Below are 16,714 nucleotides of genomic sequence, written 5' to 3'. Positions count from 1 at the left end.
CCGGGCAGGGCCCAGGCCCCGGCGCGAAGCTGCCGGGGCCTGAACGGAATCGACCGGGTCTGGTCAGCGGGTGGGGTGATCGAACTCTCCGGCCTTGGCGGCTTGGAACCAGGCGGTGAGCTCGGCCCTGGTGGTGGTGATGACGGCGGCGGGGTCGTCGCTCTCGCGGATGTGGACGAGTTCGCCGGCGGACGCGATCTCGACGCATTCGGCTGCGTCTCCGCTGTAGGTCGATTTCTGCCAGCCGAGTCTCTCCACGGTCAGTTCTCCAGCGCTGGAAGCAGGCGAGGCCAAGGTGTTCCGGGCTGCTCCCGCGCCGCGCGGGAGCAGCCCGGCAGTTGGGCGGTCAGTGGGTGAGGTGGTTGAATCGGCCGGCCTTGGCGGCTTGGATCCAGGCGGCGAGCTTGGCCTTGGTGGTGGTGATGACGGCGGCGGGGGCGTCGGACTCGCGGATGTGGACGAGTTCTCCGTCGGATGCGATCTCGACGCAGTCGGTGTCCTCCCCACTGAAGGTTGACTTCTGCCAGTTGAGGCTTTGGGACATGACGTCTCTCCTCAAGTTGAACTTGTGGCGGACGTGCTGGGCTGCTCCCGCGTGGGCGCGGGAGCAGCCTGGACCGGGGTGGTTAGAGGGTGAGGTGGTCGAATTCGCCGGCCTTGGCGCCCTGGATCCAGGCGGCGAGCTTGGCCTTGGTGGTGGTGATGACGGCGGCGGGGGCGTCGGACTCCCGGATGCGGACGAGTTCTCCGTCGGAGGCGAGCTCGACGCAGTCTATGTTTTCCCCGCTGTAGCTCGACTTCTGCCAGTTCAGCTGCTTCACGGTTACCTCCCCAGGAGTTTGTAACGGACGTGCTGGATCATGCCCCACGAGTCGCGCAAGGAGGGCGACGGCCCGGGCGCGCCAGGGTCCAGGGGTGGGAGAGCCATGCCCTTGATTCGGTCGAACTTTCGTCGGAACGCGGCCACCCCCTCAGGGTCTCCCAGGTAGGTCGAGCCGTGTGGATTTTCCAGCACAACGGTATCCAAGCGGGAGTGCGGTCCGTGTACCAGCATGAACGGGGTGTCCGTCGATGCATAGACCGTGCAGTCGAACGGGAGGATCTGGATCGTCACGCGAGGTAGGCGTGCCATGTCGATCAGGTGGTTCAGCTGGTCGCGCATGACAGCCGGTCCGCCGTACATCATGTGCAGGGCCGCCTCGTGGATCACTGCGTGGAAGGGCGGGGCGTTCTCCGCAATTATCACCTGCTGCCGTCGGACCCTGAACTCAACCTTCTTGTCGGCGAATTCGTGGATCACCTCGCTGTACGCCCTGGTCTGGAGGAGGCCGGGGATCAGGTGCGTCTGGTAGTTGCTGAACGCGGTGCCAGCGGCCTCGAACTCGGCCAGATCGAGAGCTCCTGGCACAACATGGGACCGATACTCGGTCCACCAGCCTTTGCCATTGCTCTGGCACATGGTGACCATGCTGGCCCGGAAGTTGGGGTCACTGACGCCACAGGCGTCGAGCCAGAGGTTGAGCCGCTCAAGGTTGAGGCCGAGCCTGCCGGCCTCGGTGTGGCTGACGGCGGGGCCCTTCATGCCGAGCACGTCGCCGATCTCGGCGGCGGACAGGCCTGCGGCATTGCGCAATCTTCTGAGCTCATCGCCGAATCGGCGCTGACGTTCGCTGATGTCGGTCCTGAACCCCACGGACGTGCCTTTCTGCGCGGACGAGCGACCTCGAAGCCGAAGCCTACCGACAGTGTAGGCGTGCACACAGAGGGTGTTGCATGGTTGAGGGATTCTCGCCTACAGTTGCTATGAACCCGCCGGACGGTTTGTCAGTAATGACTGTCTTCACGGCAGTTGGTACCGGCTGCCCGGTGTGCCCCTACCTACACCGCAGGGAGTCTCCCCGTGTGTAACCCCAACCTCAACTCCCCCTCCCTCGCTCTCTCCCGGCAGTCGTTGCGCGACGCGATGGCGCGCGCCGGGTGGGACGACCAGCGCATCTTCGACGCCGAACTCGCGCTCGTCGAACTGATCGTCAACGCCTGGCGGCACGGGCGGACCGCCGCGCCGGCCGTCGTGATCGTCATCCTCTGCCGCACCCTCCGGGTCTCGGTCGGCGACGAGAGCCACGCCCTCCCTGAACAGCGACGACCCGCCGATCCCACCGAACTCACGGAGTCCGGGCGGGGCCTCCAGCTGGTCGCGGGGCTCACCCACCGATGGGGCTCGGAGCCGCAGAAGAGAGGCAAGCACGTCTGGTTCGAGCTGGACCTGGACCCGGCCGCGTGAGCACGGTCATCGCCCTCCTCGTCCTCGCCTCGGCGCTGGTCGGGGCGATCGGCGAAGTCCTGACGCGAGCGCTGCGGGATCGCGTCGACCGGGCGGGCAGCACGGCCGACGAGCGCCCGCCGGCCGGACGAACGTAGGTGCCATTAATGGCACCGAGCCCTCGCTCCCAGCCGGGCGAGGGCTCGCCACGTACACTCCGGGCGTGAATGAGCTGCCCCCCGTCCTGGTCACCCGCCGTCTCGCGCCCGGCGTCGTCGAACGGCTCACCGGCCACCACGCGGCCACCGTGCACGACTCCGAACTGCCGCTGTCGCGTACCGATCTCCTCGCCGCCGTCCGTGGCCGGCGGGCCCTGGTCACCACCCTCGACGAGCGGGTGGACACCGAACTGCTGGACGCGGCCGGTCCCGGCCTCCGGGTCGTCGCCAACCACGCCGTGGGGTACCACAACGTCGATGTGGCGGCCTGCGCCGAGCGCGGCATCACCGTCACCAACACCCCCGGGGTGCTCACCGCCGCCACCGCCGACATGGCCTGGGCCCTGCTCCTCGCCGCCACCCGCCGGCTCGGCGAGGGCGAGCGACTGGTGCGCTCCGGCGAGCCCTGGGCCTGGGCGCCGACCTTCATGCTCGGCCTCGAACTCACCGGCACCCCGCTGGGCGTGCTCGGCATGGGCCGGATCGGGCAGGCGGTGGCCCGCCGGGCCAAGGGCTTCGACATGCCGGTCCGCTACCACAACCGCAACCCGCTGCCGCCCGAGCAGGCCGACGGCGCCGAGTGGCTGGAGCTGGACGAACTGCTCGCCACCTCCACCGTCCTGGTCGTCACCTGCCCGCTCAGCGAGGCCACCCGCCACCTGCTGGACGCCCGCCGGCTCGCTCTCCTGCCGCCCGGCGCGGTGGTGGTCTCGATGACCGCCGGGGTCGTCGACGAGGAGGCGCTGGCCGCCGCCCTGGAGTCCGGCGCGCTGTTTGCCGCCGCCGTGGACAACTTCGAACGGGAACCCGCCGTCCCCGCCGCCCTGCTCGCCCAGGACCGCGCCGTGCTCGCCCCCCACCTGGGCAGCGCCACCGTCCGCACCCGTCAGGCCATGGGCAGCCTCGCCGTCGACAACGTCCTCGCCGTCCTCGCCGGCAAGGACCCGCTCACCCCGGTCGCCCGCTGACGCGTGTGTTCGCGCCCTCGCGGCCGTACGGTCGCGAGGGCGCTAAGAGGGACCCCGGCGTCATGGAACTCGCGGGTCAGGCGGGCACGGACCGGTGCCGAGGGGGACCCTGGCAGGTTTAGGTGTCCCGGATGGCCGGATGCGAACGGTTCGCCCGAAGGGGGGAGGGGCAGCTTCGGAGTCGACGGTTCCGGGTGGCGAGCGAAACCCGTCGCCTCCGGTTCCGTTTGTTCTGTAGCAGTAGGAATTGACTATCAGGGGAGTATCCGTGAGGTATCGCCAGATCGCCGGCGTCGCCGCCGCCGCGGCCGTGACCGTTCTGCTCGCACCGGTCGGCAGCCCTGCGGCGGCCGCCGCCGAACCGCAGCCGCGGGCGGCTGCCGCGTGCGTCGCCTATACGAAGGTGGAGGCCGTCGCCTACTCGAAGTTCTCCGACGGGACCTTCCGCCGGGCCGCGGGGACGGAGAACTCCGTCAAGAAGGACACCTGCTTCATCGAGCTGGACGAGAACCGCTACCCGCCGGGCTGGTACACGGGCTGGGACGGCTACTGGGAGCTCGCCAAGGAGAGCGACAAGGGGGCCGTGTACAAGCAGTTCGGCTACGGGGTGGTCCGCAAGGAGGCCAACGGCTACAAGGAGGGCTACCTGGTCGACCTGGCCCAGCTCCGCGACGTCGCCGAGAACGTCAACTGCGACGCCAAGGCCACCAAGAACCTGTCCCGCGCCTGGCGGGCCAAGATCCGCGTCTACGGCGAGCCCAACCGGCAGCTCACCGATTGGATCAGGACCTGGAACGAGGTCACCGGCTTCACCGACGAGGGCGGACGCTGGCGCGAGGGCCAGTGCATCAAGCTCACCGGCAGCGCCTCGAAGTGGGACGGCCACACCTTCTACGAGACCCCCGTCTCCGGCGGCGGGGGCGGCCACCTCGACTGGGTCCGTGACGACGAGGTGCAGCTCCTGCGCAAGTGACACCGACGGCTCCGCCGGCCGGGACCGGGCTCAGTGGGCCCGGTCGGCGGAGCCGTGGGCCTCGCGGCGGGCCTGCCAGGTGGTGTGTTCGCGGGAGACGGCGTCCTCGGCGTCGCGGGCGAGGCGGGCCCAGAGCTCCTCGGCGTCGGGGGAGCCGACGTCGAGGTGGGCGAGCTGGGCGCGGATCTGGGCCAGTTCGTCGGCGGCCAGCCCGTACGCGGCGGCGAGCGGGCGGTACTGGCGCAGCTGGGCCCAGGCGGTGACCGAGGCGGCCACGGCGGAGACGACGCCGAGCGCGTCGAAGGAGAACCCGCCGAGCGCCCGCAGCACCGCCAGCACCAGCCCGAGCAGCGGCAGCACCACGCCGGCCACGCCGGTCCAGAAGCCGGCCCGGGCGCAGTAGCGCGCCTTGGAGCGGTACCAGTCGTGCTGGACCTCGATCCGTTCGCGCAGGTAGACGTCCCGGCGGACGGCGAGCGGCCGGCCGCGCAGGCCGCGCATCGCCTCGGTGATCTGGCTCTCGGCGGGTCGGCCGGCCAGACCGGGGCCGACCGCGCGGCTGCCCCGGAAGGCGTGCAGCACCTGGCCGAGCTGGAGGCCGTAGAGGCCCTCGGCGTCCGGCAGCGGGCGGGGCGGCGGCTGGACGGCGTCGGCGCGGACGGCGAACTTCCAGGCGAGGGTCTTCACCGACTCGGCGGCGGCCCGGCCCTCGTACCAGAGGCCCTGCGGGTTCTGCCGGCTGATCACCGCGGACAGGCCGATCGCGCCGAGGTAGGCGACCGCGGCGAGCCAGGCCCAGGGATCGCCGTCGGCGGAGCCGGCCGTCGCGGCGGCGACCAGCAGCATCAGCTCCCACGCGGAGAGCCGGACGGCCCGCCGCTGGCCCTGCTGGGAGGCGGAGTCGGCCGCCCAGAACAGTTCGGGCAGCAGCTCGCGCTCCCGCGCCCGGCCCATCGCTTCCGCACCCGACGCCATCCGCGGTCCCCCACCCGTCGCTCCGGTCGCAGACCTTCTGCCCCGGCGCCGGGGCCGGTACGCCTCCACCGGGGCCGCCCGTCCGCGTGCGGCTGGACGGTGGCGTAGGCGGGCTCGTACGGCCGGCCCCGGCGGGCCGGGACGGTCGGCGTAATCAGTGGGTGTAGAAGATCCGGTCCGCGTTGTCGGCCATCTGCTTGGCGTTCCACTCGGTGCCGCCGGGGACGTTGCCGGAGCGGAAGAGCGGCGGGGTGGCGCCGGTGCCGTCGAGGGCCGCGTCGGCCAGCCGGCCCACCGCGGCGGCGATCACGGCCTGCATCAGCGCGCTGGTGACGATGGTGGAGACGGGGCCGAAGGTGGTCTCGGCGCCGGGGTGGGTCAGCTCGCCGTCGCCGACCGCGATCTTGCTGTCCAGGACGACGTCGCAGTGGTCCTTCAGGTACGTGCCGGACGGGTGCCCGGACGCGACTTCGCCGGGGTAGGCGAGCGAGGTCAGCCCGATCACCCGCAGGCCCCGCTCCCGGGCGTGCTGGGCGAGTTCGACCGGCATCACCTGGCGGCCGGAGAGCGAGATCAGGAAGAGCAGGTCGCCGCTGGTGGCGGGGGTGTGGTCGAGGGTGGCGGTGGCCAGGCCGGAGACCCGCTCCAGCGCGCTGGACAGCGGGGCCGGCATCACGGTGACCCCGGCCATCCCGGGGACCTCCAGCAGGTTGATCGGCACCAGCCCGCCGGCCCGGTAGACCACGTCCTGGGCGGGCAGCGAGGAGTGGCCGGCCCCGAAGGTGAAGATCCGGCGGCCCTCGGTGATCGCCTCGGCGAGCAGCGCGGCGGCCGCCTCGATGTTCTCCGCCTCCTCGGTCCGGACCCGCTGGAGGTGGGCGATCGCGGCGTCGAAGTACCGGCCGACCAGCTCGCTCATCTGCTGCCTTCGCTCTCTGCCGGGGTGGGGCCCGGCCGGGTGGGGCGGCCGTGGGGGTCCGGGCCGCTGACGGAGAAAGCTACGGCGAGCACCGTCCTTCCTCACCGGTGCCGCTGTCAACAGGAAGGAAAAGCCGCTCCCGGAGCCTCGGCGCGGGCCCGGTTGTCGGTGCGGTACGTCAGAATTGGCGGTGAGGACACCGAGGAACGGAGCCAGCGGCGATGTCTGGGCTGATCGACACCACAGAGATGTACCTTCGCACCATCCTGGAGCTGGAGGAGGAGGGCATCACCCCGATGCGCGCCCGGATCGCCGAGCGCCTGGAGCAGAGCGGTCCCACGGTCAGCCAGACGGTCGGCCGGATGGAGCGCGACGGGCTGCTGCGGGTCGCGGGCGACCGCCACCTGGAGCTGACCGAGGAAGGGCGCCGGCTGGCCGTGCGGGTCATGCGCAAGCACCGGATCGCCGAGTGCCTGCTGGTCGACGTGATCGGCCTGGAGTGGGAGCAGGTGCACGAGGAGGCCTGCCGCTGGGAGCACGTGATGAGCGAGACGGTCGAGCGCAAGGTGCTCGCCATGCTCGGCCACCCCACCCAGTCCCCGTACGGGAACCCGATCCCCGGCCTGGACGAGCTGGGCGACGCCAAGGCGGAGGGCGAGGGCTTCGACGCCGAGCTCGTCCCGCTGGACACGGTGCGCCCGGGCGACGACGGGGCCAACGTCGTGGTCCGCCGGATCGGCGAGCCGATCCAGACCGACGGCGACCTGATGCGCACGCTGCGCCGGGCCGGGGTCCGGCCGGGCTCCACGGTGCGGGTGACCGCCGGGGTCGGCGGGGTGCTGGTGGGCTCCGGTGACAACGCCGCCGAGCTGGGCAAGGACATCGCCGCGCACGTGTTCGTCGCGCAGGCCTGAGCGGCGTCCACCGGCTGAACGGGGCGAACGAGCAGGGCCCGGTGCTCCCCGTGCACCGGGCCCTGCTCGCCCTCCCCGCTCCCTCCCGCCTGCCCGCGCCACCGGCCTCCCCGAACCCGGCCGGTGCCGCGGCCCCCGCCTTCCCTCCCGTCCCCTCCGGTCCCTCCCGCCCCGCCTCGCCCGGCTTCCCCGTCCGAGCGCCCCGTCCGGCGGCCCCTCACACCGGAATTCCTCCCCTCGGCCGATCATGGCAATCCTTGAGCGTTGTCACTCGTACGAGGGGCTTTCGCCGTTGACCAGCGGGTACACCGAAGCCTTATCCGGACATGCGTATGACGGGCCCCGCCTCCGGTGGGAGGCAAGGCCCGTCACTCGCGCGCGGGGTCTCGCGCGTCGCGCGCCCTCACCCGATCGGCGGAGGGCGGCTGTCCGTGGGAGTGCCGCCGGCGGTCAGCGCACCGCCGCGGCCGTCGGCTGGGCGGACCGCGCCGCGGCCGCCGGGGCCTCCCGCCCGCAGGCGTAGGCCAGCGGGCTGATCAGCTCGGTGGCCTCCGGCAGCCAGCGGTTGAGCTCGGAGGGCGAGCGGGCCCACTGCGCGAAGCCGCTCGGGCCGACCCGGGACGGCGGGGCCACCGTCCAGTCGCCCTCGCCGCGGGCCACCAGGTCCAGCCGGCCGGGCTGCCAGCCGATCTTGCCGAGCATCTCCGGCAGCTTGGCCGCCACCCCCGGCAGGACCAGGAAGTGCAGCCGCCGGCCGGCCCGGCCGGGGGCGGCCGGGACGACCGCGACCGGGCCGAGCTGGAGGCCCATCCGCTCCATCCGGGCGAGCGCCAGGCAGCCGGCCATCTCCGGGACGTCCAGCACGTCGAAGGACCGGCCGGTGGGCAGCAGGATCGACGCCTCCGGGCGCTCCGTCCACCAGCGCCGCACCGCGCCGGGGCCGGCGCTCGCCTTGCGCGCCCAGTCCGTGTCGATCGGGTGGGCGCCGGGCAGCGGGCAGCGCGGCTCGCCGCAGGAGCACCGGGCCGGCCCGTCGCCGTCGATCAGCCAGGCGCCCGGGGCGACCTCCCAGTGACGGTTCTCGGCGTAGCCGACGGCTTCGATGAGCAGCGGGGGCAGTCCGGCGTTGCCGCCCTGGTCGGGGGAGTCGGGGATGTCTTCCACGGGCTGCTCAACTACCGTGCGTGAGGCGGGTTACGGTCGGGTCCGGGCCGTTCCGCCGTGTGGTGGCAATTCACCCGAACCGGTGAGGCGATCCGTGCGGAAGCGCGCCGGGGGGAGGCGAGGTGGGCGCAATGGGGGCGCACGGGAGCATTTGCCCGGGCGCGTGGGGGGTGGGGATCGTCACCGTGGGTATCCCGCTGGCGTTGCTGATCGCTAACCTGGTGTCAGATTCCTTTGACGGTCGGACAGTCGGCAACAGAGATCAGCAGAAAGCGTCGCCCGCCGGCCGGGACCGGAGGGTGTGGGGAGGCGAAGCCCAATGGCCGCGAGACCACTTGTCGCACGACAGCCCAACGAGCGGTTGCAGCAGCTGATCCAGGAGGCCAGCTGCTCCAATGCCGGTCTGGCACGGAGAGTCAACCTCTGCGGCGCCGAGCACGGTCTGGACCTGCGCTACGACAAGACCTCCGTCGCGCGCTGGCTCCGTGGCCAGCAGCCGCGCGGACAGGCGCCGGCGGTGATCGCCGAGGCGCTCGGGCGCAAACTGGGGCGCGGGGTGTCGGTCGAGGAGATCGGCATGGCCGACGGCAAGAACCTCAGCTCCGGTATCGGGCTGCAGTTCGCGCCGACCCTCGGCGCCGCGCTGGAGCAGGTCTGCGAGCTGTGGCGCAGCGACGTCGGCCGCCGCGACTTCCTGACCGGGGCGACGGTGGCGGCCTCCGCGCTGGTCGAGCCCAGCCGGGACTGGCTGATCACCCCGCCGGACCCGGTGGTGGCGCGCACCGGCGGCACCCGGGTCGGCCCGACGGACGTCGCGGCGATCAAGGCGACCACCGCGATGCTGGTCGACCTGGACCACCGCTTCGGCAGCGGCCACGTCCGCCCGGTGGTGGTGCACTACCTCAACAGCGTGGTCTCCGGCCTGCTCGGCGGCTCCTACCGGGAGGAGACCGGCCGGCAACTCTTCGCGGCCGTCGCCCGGTTGACCGAGCTCGCGGGCTACATGGCGGTGGACACCGGGCAGCCCGGGCTGGCCCAGCGCTACTACATCCAGGCCCTGCGGCTGGCCCAGGCCGCCGACGACCGGGGCTACGGCGGGTACGTGCTGGCGGCCTCGATGAGCCACCTGGCGGCGACCCTCGGCAACCCGCGCGAGATCGCCCAGCTCGCCCGCGCCGCCCAGGAGGGGGCCCGGACGGTCGCCACCCCGACGGCGATGGCCATGTTCTACGCGGCCGAGGCGCGCGGGCACGCCCTGCTCGGCGACGCCAAGGCCTGCGAGGCGGTGGCCGCCAAGGCGCTGGAGATGATGGAGAAGCGCCGCCCGGAGGACGACCCGGACTGGATCGCGCACTTCGACGACGCCTACCTCGCGGACGAGCTGGCGCACTGCCACCGCGATCTGGAGCAGGCCGGGCCGGCCGAGCACTACGCCCGCCGGGCGCTCGACCTGCACCCGCCGACCCGGGTGCGGCGCCGCGCGGTGGACCTCGTGCTGCTGGCCACGGCGCAGCTCCAGCAGCGGGACGTCGAGCGGGCCTGCGAGACCGGTGCGCAGGCGGTCCGGCTGCTGAGCGGGCTGCGGTCGAACCGGGGCGTGGAGTACCTGGACGAGTTCCGGCGCCGGCTGGAGCCGTTCCGGGAGCAGCGGGTGGTCCGCGAGTTCCAGGCCCGGGCGGAGGCCGAGGCCGCCTGAGGAAGGCGTCGGTGGGGAGCGTGCGGGGTCGGTGAGGGACGGGCCGCCCACGTGGTCGGCCGGTTCGGTGAACCGGTAGCGTGGGCGCGACGTCCAAGGAACTGTGATGCTCCCAAGAACCGACGAGATGTGGTCCGCCGTCAGCGCGCGGTCGTGCACAGGTGAGGAATCGCGTTGAGCCAGCGCCGCTCGTACCCCAACTCGGGTGACTTCAACCTGGACGACCTGTTCCGCCCGGAGCCCGGCCAGCCACCGGCCCAGCCGCAGGGGCAGCCGCAGGGGCAGCCGCAAGGCCAGCCGGGTCCGCCCCAGGGCCCGCCGTCCGGGCAGCCGGAGTACTTCGGTGACAGCGCGCTGCCCACCCAGGCGATGCCGGTCCACCCGGGGGCCCAGCCGCCGGCCTGGGGCGGCGCACCGCAGCCCGGCTACCCGGGGGCGCCGGCCGAGGCGGCCCAGGCGACCCAGTACCTGCCGCCGTACCCCGGCGCGGACCCGCAGGCGGCGGGCGGCTACCCGGCCGCGCAGCCGGGATACGCCCAGGCCGCGCCCGGCTACCAGGGCTATGAGGGCTACGAGGGCTACCCGCCGGCCGTCCCGGAGCACCAGGGGGCGCCGGCGTACCCGGCGCCGGAGGCCCCGGCCGGGCGGGACGGCCGTCGCGGCGGCCGTTCGTCCGCCAAGCTGATCGTCGGCGGGGTGCTGGCGGGCGGCGTGGCGGCGGCCGTCCTGGTCGCCGTGCTGATGGGCGGGGACGAGGACAAGGCCGGCACCGACAAGCAGGCCGCCCCCGCGGTCACCGGCACCGGCACGTCCGGAGCCGCCGCGCCGAGCGCCGGCCCGTCGACGGCCACGGTCGACCCCGCGGTCAAGGCCCAGGCCCAGGCGCTCTCCGACCTGCTGGGCACCGCCAACGACAGCCGGCAGGCGGTGATCGGCGCGGTCGGTTCGGTGCAGAAGTGCGAGAAGCTGCCCGAGTCGCAGCAGGCGCTGACCGCCGCCGCCGGCCAGCGGCGCGACCTGCAGACCAAGCTGGGCCAGCTGAAGACCGACAAGCTGCCCGGCGGCCCGCAGCTGGTCGAGCAGCTGAACGCGGCCTGGGCGGCCTCGGCGACCGCGGACGACGAGTACGCGGCCTGGGCCGGTGACGCGCAGGCCGGCTGCGAGCCGAAGAAGACCGACAACGCGCACTACAAGAACGCCGTCAACGCCAGCGGCACCGCGACCAACGCCAAGAAGCAGGCCTCCGGGCTCTGGAACACCGTCGCCGGCCAGACCGGCCTGCCCACCCGCACCGACGGCGACCTCTGAGTCCGCCGGGCCCGCGGAGCTCCACGGCGAAGGGCCCGACCGGTGCGGTCGGGCCCTTCGCCGTGTCCTGGCCGTGCGGTGCGGCGGATCAGGCCGGCGGCTTGCTCCCGGTGAGCACCCAGCGGACGTCCACGAAGCCGGGGCGCTGCAGGGTCAGCTGCCCGCCCTTGACCACCTGGTAGCTGACCCAGGTGTTCACCAGCCGGGGCGACTCGGTGCTCGGCAGCATGTTGGTGGTGCCCCAGTTCAGCGGCGGGGTGAGCCCGACGTCGATCTGGTCGCCGCTGTCCAGCAGCGCCGTGACGGTCTTGCCGGAGACCGGGCGACCGGCCGCGTTCAGCCGCTCGGAGATCTGCCGGAACACCTCGTAGGCGACCCAGGTGGTCTGCACCCCGGGGTCGGCGGCGTCGATGGTCTTGCCGCCCGCGGTGTCGGCGCGGATCACCGCGCGCAGCCCGTCCCAGGTCTTGGCCGATTCCGGCGGGTACCAGCTGGTGACCATGGCGCCGGCCAGCGGGCCGTTGTCGCCGCCGGTGGAGTCGACCACCGACTGCTGCACGCTGCCGATCACCGAGGCGACCTTGGTGTTCTTGGCGCCGATCCGGCGGAAGGAGTCGAGCAGGTTGCCGGTCGGCTCGGCGCCCAGCGCGCTGGTCACGCAGTTGCCCGGCTGGTCGGTGCCGACCGCCTTGCGGACGACCGGCGTGTAGTCGCTGGACTTCTCCGGCGCCTTGACGTCCAGCAGCTTGATCCCGGCCGGCTTGAGCGCGTTGCCCAGGTAGCCGAGCAGGTTGTCGCCGGCCGGGGTGTCCGGGCGGATCAGCGAGACGGCCTTGCAGCCGGCCTCCACCAGCTGCCGGCCGCTGCCGCCGATCAGGGCGGGCATGCCGCCGCCCACCGGGTAGGAGAGCGGGCTGCTGAACTCCGGCTGGGACAGGCCGTAGCCGCCGATCAGCGGGATGCCGGCGCGCTCCAGGACGGGCATGAAGTCGTCGCCGAACTGGCTGTAGGAGCCGAGGACCGCGACCGCCTTGGCGTCCACCGCCTGCTGCGCGCAGGCCTTGGCGCCCTCGGAGGTGTTGTGCTCGTTGCAGGTGATCACCTGGAGCCGGCGGCCGTTCAGGCCGCCCTTGACGTTGATGTCCCGGCCGATCGCCTCGGCCAGCGCGGTCATGCCCGGGCGGTCGGTCGAACCGGTGCCGGACGGGGCCCAGGTCATCACGGTGAGGTCGCCGCTGCCGGTGGCGGCGTCGGCCGGTCCGCCGCACGCGGAGGCCGAGAAGAGGGTTGGGAGCAGTGCCGCGGCGGTCGCCGCGGCGGCGATCGGGCGCCGGCGGCGCCGTCCCGCGTTCGGGTGCATGGCCTGGGACGAGCCCGTTCGGCTGGTCATCGGTCTTTCCCTCCCTGGGCGCTGTGCTGCGCACCGGATCCAGCCAATCCCCGGCGTCACAAGGCGAGAGGGCGGAAAAGCCAACAGTCGGCCAACGGCGACGGAACTCCAGGGGGGAACGCGTGTAGATCGGGAGTGGAGCGCCAACGGTGGGGGAACGTACGATCGTCGACCATGTCCGCCAGCACAGAATCTTCGTATCGGTCTGCCCGAAACCCTTCTCGTCCGGGCCACCGCTCCAGCACGATGGGCGGCATGCCGCTCAACGACCTGCCCTGGTGGCGCTGGCGGGCCCGCCTCCGCTCGGCGCTGCACATGCTGTCCGACCCCGGCTTCCAGCAGCAGACCTGGCTGACCGGCCGCGAGGGGTACGGCGACGTGACCGACGCCGTCTACCGGCTGGTCGAGGACACCTGGCTGGACCGCTGGTCGGCCGAGAAGTACGTCGGCACGATCTTCCGGGACTCCGCGGAGGCCACCGTGGTGGACGTCGCGGTGCTGCGGGTGGTGCGGATCCTGCACGAGGTCGGCGCGGACGCCCCGGCCTCCGCGTACCTGGAGCACCACGGCTGGCCGGAGGCGGTCCGGGCGGCCCGCGAGGCGCACGTGAAGCTCGCGGTCAACGACGGCGAGGACCCGGACGCGCCGCCGCGCTCGCTGGACGTGCTGCGGATCCTGACCCAGGTCTGAGCGGCGCCGTCCCGGAGTACGGGCAGCGGGGTGGGGGGAATCCCGGAGTGTGACACGCTGGGCCACTCATTCCAGCACGAGCTCAGGACGGGATACCCCCACCGTGGAACAGCAGCCGGTCAGCGCCCAGTACGTCCTCACGCTGTCCTGCCCGGACAAGCAGGGCATCGTGCACGCGGTCTCCAGCTACCTCTTCATGACCGGGTGCAACATCATCGACAGCCAGCAGTTCGGTGACGGGGCCAGCGGACTGTTCTTCATGCGGGTGCACTTCACCGCCCCCGAGCCGGTGGGCGTGGACAAGCTGCGGGCCAGCTTCGCCGCGATCGGCGACTCCTTCGGGATGGACTGGCAGATCCACTCCAACGCGGAGAAGCTGCGGATCGTCCTCATGGTCAGCAAGTTCGGGCACTGCCTGAACGACCTGCTGTTCCGCACCCGGATCGGCGCGCTGCCGGTGAAGATCGCCGCGGTGGTCTCCAACCACACCGACTTCCGCGACCTCACCGAGGGCTACGGGATCCCGTTCCACCACATCCCGGTCACCCGGGAGACCAAGGCCGAGGCCGAGCAGCAGCTGCTCGACCTGGTGGCCAAGGAGGACGTCGAGCTGGTCGTGCTGGCCCGCTACATGCAGGTGCTGTCGGACGGCCTGTGCACCGCGCTCTCCGGCAAGGTGATCAACATCCACCACTCCTTCCTGCCGAGCTTCAAGGGCGCCAAGCCCTACCACCAGGCGCACGCCCGGGGCGTGAAGCTGATCGGCGCCACCGCGCACTACGTCACCGCCGACCTGGACGAGGGCCCGATCATCGAGCAGGAGGTGGCCCGGGTGACCCACGACGTCACCCCGGACCAGCTGGTCGCGCTCGGCCGGGACGTCGAGTGCCAGGCGCTGGCCCGGGCGGTGAAGTGGCACAGCGAGCACCGGGTGCTGCTGAACGGCGGGAAGACCGTGGTCTTCGCCTGACCGCCTGACCGCCTGACCGCCTGAGGGCCTGACGGTCCCGGACGCTAGTGACCGCCTGACCGCCTGACCGCCTGAGGGCCTGACGGTCCCGGACGCTAGGGCCGGGAGAGCAGCGGGGTCGCGCGCAGCACCTCGCGGATCGCGGCCCGGTCGCCGTGCTCGCCGACCGGCAGCCGGTCCGGGTCGCGGTGCGCGGCGGCCAGCTGGCAGAACTCCAGCCCGTCCAGCACCATCGAGGCCACCGGCTCGCCGCCGGGCGGGCCGGCCTCCGGACCGTCCAGCGGTATCAGCCACTCGCCGGCCGCCGGGCCGTCGATCACCAGCCGGACCCGTCGTCCGGTCCGGCCGGCGGATCCGTCCGGCCGCCCGTCGGCGGCCCCGACCCCGGCGGGCTCGGGGTGCGCCGCGCGCCGGCCGGCCAGGGCGGGCGGGAGCATCCGGACGGCCAGGTCGATCATCTGCCGCAGGTGCTGCGGGGCCGGCGGGTCGTACGGGTAGGCGACCGCCCGGGCGACGTCCTCGCCGTGCACGTAGCACTCGAAGGCCCGGTCGACGAAGGCGTCCCGGAGCGGGACGGTCGCGAAGCCGAAGTCGACCGGGGTGTTGCCCTGCGGGGCGAGCGCGGCGGAGCGGACCAGCGCGTGGCAGTGCCGGCGCCACCGGGCGCGGACCCGCTGCGGCGGCAGGCCGGCCTGCTCGGCGGTGAGCCGGGCGGTCCGTTCGGTGATCCGCTCGGCGGCCAGCGCCCAGTGTGGACCGGTCTGCGCGGGCACCCGGGGGAGCGGCGGGACGGCCTCCTGCGGCGGGACCCGGCGGTCCGGCACCGGCGCGGCGGTGCCCGGCACCGGGTCGGGCAGCCCGAGGGCGACGGCCAGGTAGCCGTCCACGGCGGCGAGGTGGCAGAGCACCTCGGCCGGGCGCAGGTACTCGGTGCCGCCGTGCCAGGGGAGTTCGGCCACCTCCTGCCACTCCTCCGGGCCGAGGTCGCGGAGCAGGGCGTCGAGCTTGGCGGTCTCGGCGGTGTACGGGGCGCCCCAGGCAGGGACGGGCAGTTCGGCCGGCCGCCGGGTCAGGCACCAGTCGAGCACCTGCTGGCGGAGCGGGCCGGGCTGGTCCAGCGGTTCCTCGACGGAGAGCCAGCCCGCGGCCTCGCGCAGCCGGCCGGCCTCCTCGGCGCACTCCGGGCAGGCGTCCAGGTGGAGTTCGAGTTCGGCGGCCTCGCGGGGCGGGACGGCGCCGAGGGCCCAGGCGCCGAGCAGCGAGCGCAGGGCCTCGTGCTGATCGTCGGTGATCGTCACGCTCCGCCGCCCTCCTTCCGCTGCCAGCCGTCGCGTCCCCTGTCGCAGTCCCGCGGGTCGTCCGCCCCCGCCGGGCCGTCCGCCCCCGGTTCGCCGGGTGCGCCGGGCGGGGGCGTGCGTCGCTGCCGGGCACGCTCCTCCGCCAGCTCGGTGGCGAGCAGCTCCAGGCCGAGCCGCATCCGCTGCTTGGCGGTCTGTTCGCTGATTCCGAGCCGACGGGCCGTCTCCTGGTAGGTGCGGCCGTCGTAGTAGGACTCCGCGATGGTCTCACGCAGCGGTTGCGGCAGCGCGGCGACCACGTACTGGACCCGGGCGGCGGTGGCCACCGTGCGGATCTCCTCCTCGGCGCTGCCGGCGAAGCCCGCCTCGGCGGCGCGGCGGGCCCGCAGCCGGTCGACCGCGCGCCGGTGGGTCAGCGCGCCGAGCCAGGAGCGGAGCGAGCCGCGGGCCGGGTCGAAGGCCTCGGGGTGCTCCCAGACGTGGGCGAATATCTCCCGGGTGAGCTGCGCCGCGGCGCTCTGGTCGGCCAGTATCCGGCCCGCCAACCCGTGGACCATCGGCGCGAGTTGGTCGTACAGCTCGCCCAGGGCGGTCTCCTCGCCGCGGGCCAGCCGCCGTTGCAGCTGCTCGTCCCGGCGCGGTTCGCCGCCGGTGGTGGCCATCGGTCACCACCCCTCCTGCCGGACCGACCGCTGACCCGTCCACGGTATCCCGCGCCGTTCGGGCGGTGGCGGGATTCGGTGAAGAACGGAGGGCCGCGGTCCGGAGCCCGAGCCGGGCTTCGGATCGTCGGATCGTGGGATCTGCCGTCGATCCCGCGGTTGGGCTGTTCGAAGGGGGGTGGACATATGTCGCACGGGTGGTTCGCGAGTGGCGGGCGCGGCGCCGGGGGCGGACGGCGGTAGGTTCGCCTCTGCGTCCTCGGCCGGTCGGCCCGGGCCGGGCGATCGCCGGTCCGAAGCTCGCCA

The 16,714-nt window shown here is 73.2% G+C and carries 19 protein-coding genes; 9 read left to right on the top strand and 10 right to left on the bottom strand.

What is annotated here, in order from left to right:
• Nucleotides 1-63: 63 nt before the first annotated feature.
• From AB0N76_RS00150 to AB0N76_RS00135, 4 genes are all read right to left on the bottom strand, one after another.
• On the bottom strand, nt 64-258 hold the full coding sequence (locus tag AB0N76_RS00150; RefSeq protein ID WP_363551845.1) for a DUF397 domain-containing protein: 195 nt from the start codon (nt 256-258) through the stop codon (nt 64-66).
• Between the two features lie 88 nt (nt 259-346).
• Entirely contained in the window at nt 347-544 is a 198-nt protein-coding gene (locus AB0N76_RS00145) for a DUF397 domain-containing protein (RefSeq protein ID WP_363551843.1), read from the bottom strand.
• A gap of 82 nt (nt 545-626) precedes the next feature.
• On the bottom strand, nt 627-821 hold the full coding sequence (locus AB0N76_RS00140) for a DUF397 domain-containing protein (protein WP_363551841.1): 195 nt from the start codon (nt 819-821) through the stop codon (nt 627-629).
• 2 nt (nt 822-823) lie between these two features.
• On the bottom strand, nt 824-1,693 hold the full coding sequence (locus tag AB0N76_RS00135) for a helix-turn-helix transcriptional regulator (RefSeq protein WP_363551839.1): 870 nt from the start codon (nt 1,691-1,693) through the stop codon (nt 824-826).
• A gap of 207 nt (nt 1,694-1,900) precedes the next feature.
• On the opposite strand from AB0N76_RS00135, the gene AB0N76_RS00130 reads away from it, so the two are divergent.
• From AB0N76_RS00130 to AB0N76_RS00115, 4 genes are all read left to right on the top strand, one after another.
• On the top strand, nt 1,901-2,284 hold the full coding sequence (locus tag AB0N76_RS00130; protein WP_363551837.1) for an ATP-binding protein: 384 nt from the start codon (nt 1,901-1,903) through the stop codon (nt 2,282-2,284).
• Complete coding sequence (locus AB0N76_RS00125) at nt 2,281-2,421, top strand: hypothetical protein (RefSeq protein ID WP_363551835.1); 141 nt, start codon at nt 2,281-2,283, stop codon at nt 2,419-2,421. The genes AB0N76_RS00130 and AB0N76_RS00125 overlap by 4 nt, the downstream gene beginning before the upstream one ends.
• Nucleotides 2,422-2,486: 65 nt before the next feature.
• Nucleotides 2,487-3,449, top strand: a complete 963-nt coding sequence (locus AB0N76_RS00120) for a D-glycerate dehydrogenase (RefSeq protein ID WP_363551833.1) — start codon at nt 2,487-2,489, stop codon at nt 3,447-3,449.
• 268 nt (nt 3,450-3,717) lie between these two features.
• Nucleotides 3,718-4,422 (top strand): hypothetical protein, encoded by a 705-nt coding sequence (locus AB0N76_RS00115; protein ID WP_363551831.1) that lies wholly within the window; start codon nt 3,718-3,720, stop codon nt 4,420-4,422.
• Nucleotides 4,423-4,452: 30 nt separating this feature from the next.
• Here the strand turns inward: AB0N76_RS00115 and AB0N76_RS00110 are convergent, their stop codons facing one another.
• Nucleotides 4,453-5,397 carry a DUF4231 domain-containing protein gene (locus AB0N76_RS00110; RefSeq protein WP_363551829.1) on the bottom strand — a complete coding sequence of 315 codons (945 nt, stop codon included), beginning with the start codon at nt 5,395-5,397 and terminating at the stop codon, nt 4,453-4,455.
• Between the two features lie 154 nt (nt 5,398-5,551).
• The gene (locus tag AB0N76_RS00105; RefSeq protein ID WP_363551827.1) at nt 5,552-6,316 is read right to left on the bottom strand and encodes an SIS domain-containing protein; all 765 of its coding nucleotides are present in this window, start codon (nt 6,314-6,316) and stop codon (nt 5,552-5,554) included.
• A gap of 221 nt (nt 6,317-6,537) precedes the next feature.
• Between AB0N76_RS00105 and AB0N76_RS00100 the strand changes: the two genes are divergently transcribed.
• Nucleotides 6,538-7,230, top strand: a complete 693-nt coding sequence (locus AB0N76_RS00100) for a metal-dependent transcriptional regulator (protein ID WP_363551825.1) — start codon at nt 6,538-6,540, stop codon at nt 7,228-7,230.
• Between the two features lie 450 nt (nt 7,231-7,680).
• Here the strand turns inward: AB0N76_RS00100 and AB0N76_RS00095 are convergent, their stop codons facing one another.
• A complete protein-coding gene (locus AB0N76_RS00095) occupies nt 7,681-8,385 on the bottom strand; it encodes a bifunctional DNA primase/polymerase (RefSeq protein ID WP_363552221.1) in 705 nt (234 codons plus the stop codon).
• A gap of 328 nt (nt 8,386-8,713) precedes the next feature.
• Here AB0N76_RS00095 and AB0N76_RS00090 point away from each other — a divergent pair, with 328 nt between their 5' ends.
• Together AB0N76_RS00090 and AB0N76_RS00085 are read left to right on the top strand one after the other, a co-directional pair.
• On the top strand, nt 8,714-10,090 hold the full coding sequence (locus tag AB0N76_RS00090) for a transcriptional regulator (protein WP_363551823.1): 1,377 nt from the start codon (nt 8,714-8,716) through the stop codon (nt 10,088-10,090).
• Nucleotides 10,091-10,264: 174 nt separating this feature from the next.
• On the top strand, nt 10,265-11,398 hold the full coding sequence (locus AB0N76_RS00085; protein WP_363551821.1) for a hypothetical protein: 1,134 nt from the start codon (nt 10,265-10,267) through the stop codon (nt 11,396-11,398).
• An 88-nt stretch (nt 11,399-11,486) separates the two neighbouring features.
• On the opposite strand, the gene AB0N76_RS00080 is transcribed toward AB0N76_RS00085, so the two are convergent.
• On the bottom strand, nt 11,487-12,788 hold the full coding sequence (locus tag AB0N76_RS00080) for an ABC transporter substrate-binding protein (protein WP_363551819.1): 1,302 nt from the start codon (nt 12,786-12,788) through the stop codon (nt 11,487-11,489).
• A gap of 255 nt (nt 12,789-13,043) precedes the next feature.
• Here AB0N76_RS00080 and AB0N76_RS00075 point away from each other — a divergent pair, with 255 nt between their 5' ends.
• Both AB0N76_RS00075 and purU read left to right on the top strand, forming a co-directional pair.
• Nucleotides 13,044-13,478 (top strand): hypothetical protein, encoded by a 435-nt coding sequence (locus AB0N76_RS00075; RefSeq protein ID WP_363551817.1) that lies wholly within the window; start codon nt 13,044-13,046, stop codon nt 13,476-13,478.
• A 103-nt stretch (nt 13,479-13,581) separates the two neighbouring features.
• Complete coding sequence (gene purU / locus AB0N76_RS00070; protein ID WP_363551815.1) at nt 13,582-14,448, top strand: formyltetrahydrofolate deformylase; 867 nt, start codon at nt 13,582-13,584, stop codon at nt 14,446-14,448.
• Between the two features lie 95 nt (nt 14,449-14,543).
• Here the strand turns inward: purU and AB0N76_RS00065 are convergent, their stop codons facing one another.
• Nucleotides 14,544-15,746 carry a zf-HC2 domain-containing protein gene (locus tag AB0N76_RS00065; protein WP_363551813.1) on the bottom strand — a complete coding sequence of 401 codons (1,203 nt, stop codon included), beginning with the start codon at nt 15,744-15,746 and terminating at the stop codon, nt 14,544-14,546.
• The gene (locus AB0N76_RS00060; protein ID WP_363551811.1) at nt 15,743-16,408 is read right to left on the bottom strand and encodes a sigma-70 family RNA polymerase sigma factor; all 666 of its coding nucleotides are present in this window, start codon (nt 16,406-16,408) and stop codon (nt 15,743-15,745) included. Before AB0N76_RS00060 ends, AB0N76_RS00065 begins: the two co-directional genes overlap by 4 nt.
• Nucleotides 16,409-16,714: the final 306 nt, after the last annotated feature.

The organism is Kitasatospora sp. NPDC093806, from assembly GCF_040683335.1.
Lineage (GTDB): Bacteria > Actinomycetota > Actinomycetes > Streptomycetales > Streptomycetaceae > Kitasatospora.
The sequence above is the reverse complement of the archived record's forward strand: the minus strand, read 5'-3'. Positions and strand labels throughout refer to the sequence as shown.

Bases quoted from the DNA above. Each gene is read 5' to 3' on its own strand.
- AB0N76_RS00105 (WP_363551827.1), bottom strand. From the start codon at position 6,316: ATGAGCGAGCTGGTCGGCCGGTACTTCGACGCCGCGATCGCCCACCTC.
- AB0N76_RS00145 (WP_363551843.1), bottom strand. From the start codon at position 544: ATGTCCCAAAGCCTCAACTGGCAGAAGTCAACCTTCAGTGGGGAGGAC.
- AB0N76_RS00110 (WP_363551829.1), bottom strand. From the start codon at position 5,397: ATGGCGTCGGGTGCGGAAGCGATGGGCCGGGCGCGGGAGCGCGAGCTG.
- AB0N76_RS00090 (WP_363551823.1), top strand. From the start codon at position 8,714: ATGGCCGCGAGACCACTTGTCGCACGACAGCCCAACGAGCGGTTGCAG.
- AB0N76_RS00100 (WP_363551825.1), top strand. From the start codon at position 6,538: ATGTCTGGGCTGATCGACACCACAGAGATGTACCTTCGCACCATCCTG.
- AB0N76_RS00075 (WP_363551817.1), top strand. From the start codon at position 13,044: ATGCCGCTCAACGACCTGCCCTGGTGGCGCTGGCGGGCCCGCCTCCGC.
- AB0N76_RS00080 (WP_363551819.1), bottom strand. From the start codon at position 12,788: ATGACCAGCCGAACGGGCTCGTCCCAGGCCATGCACCCGAACGCGGGA.
- AB0N76_RS00060 (WP_363551811.1), bottom strand. From the start codon at position 16,408: ATGGCCACCACCGGCGGCGAACCGCGCCGGGACGAGCAGCTGCAACGG.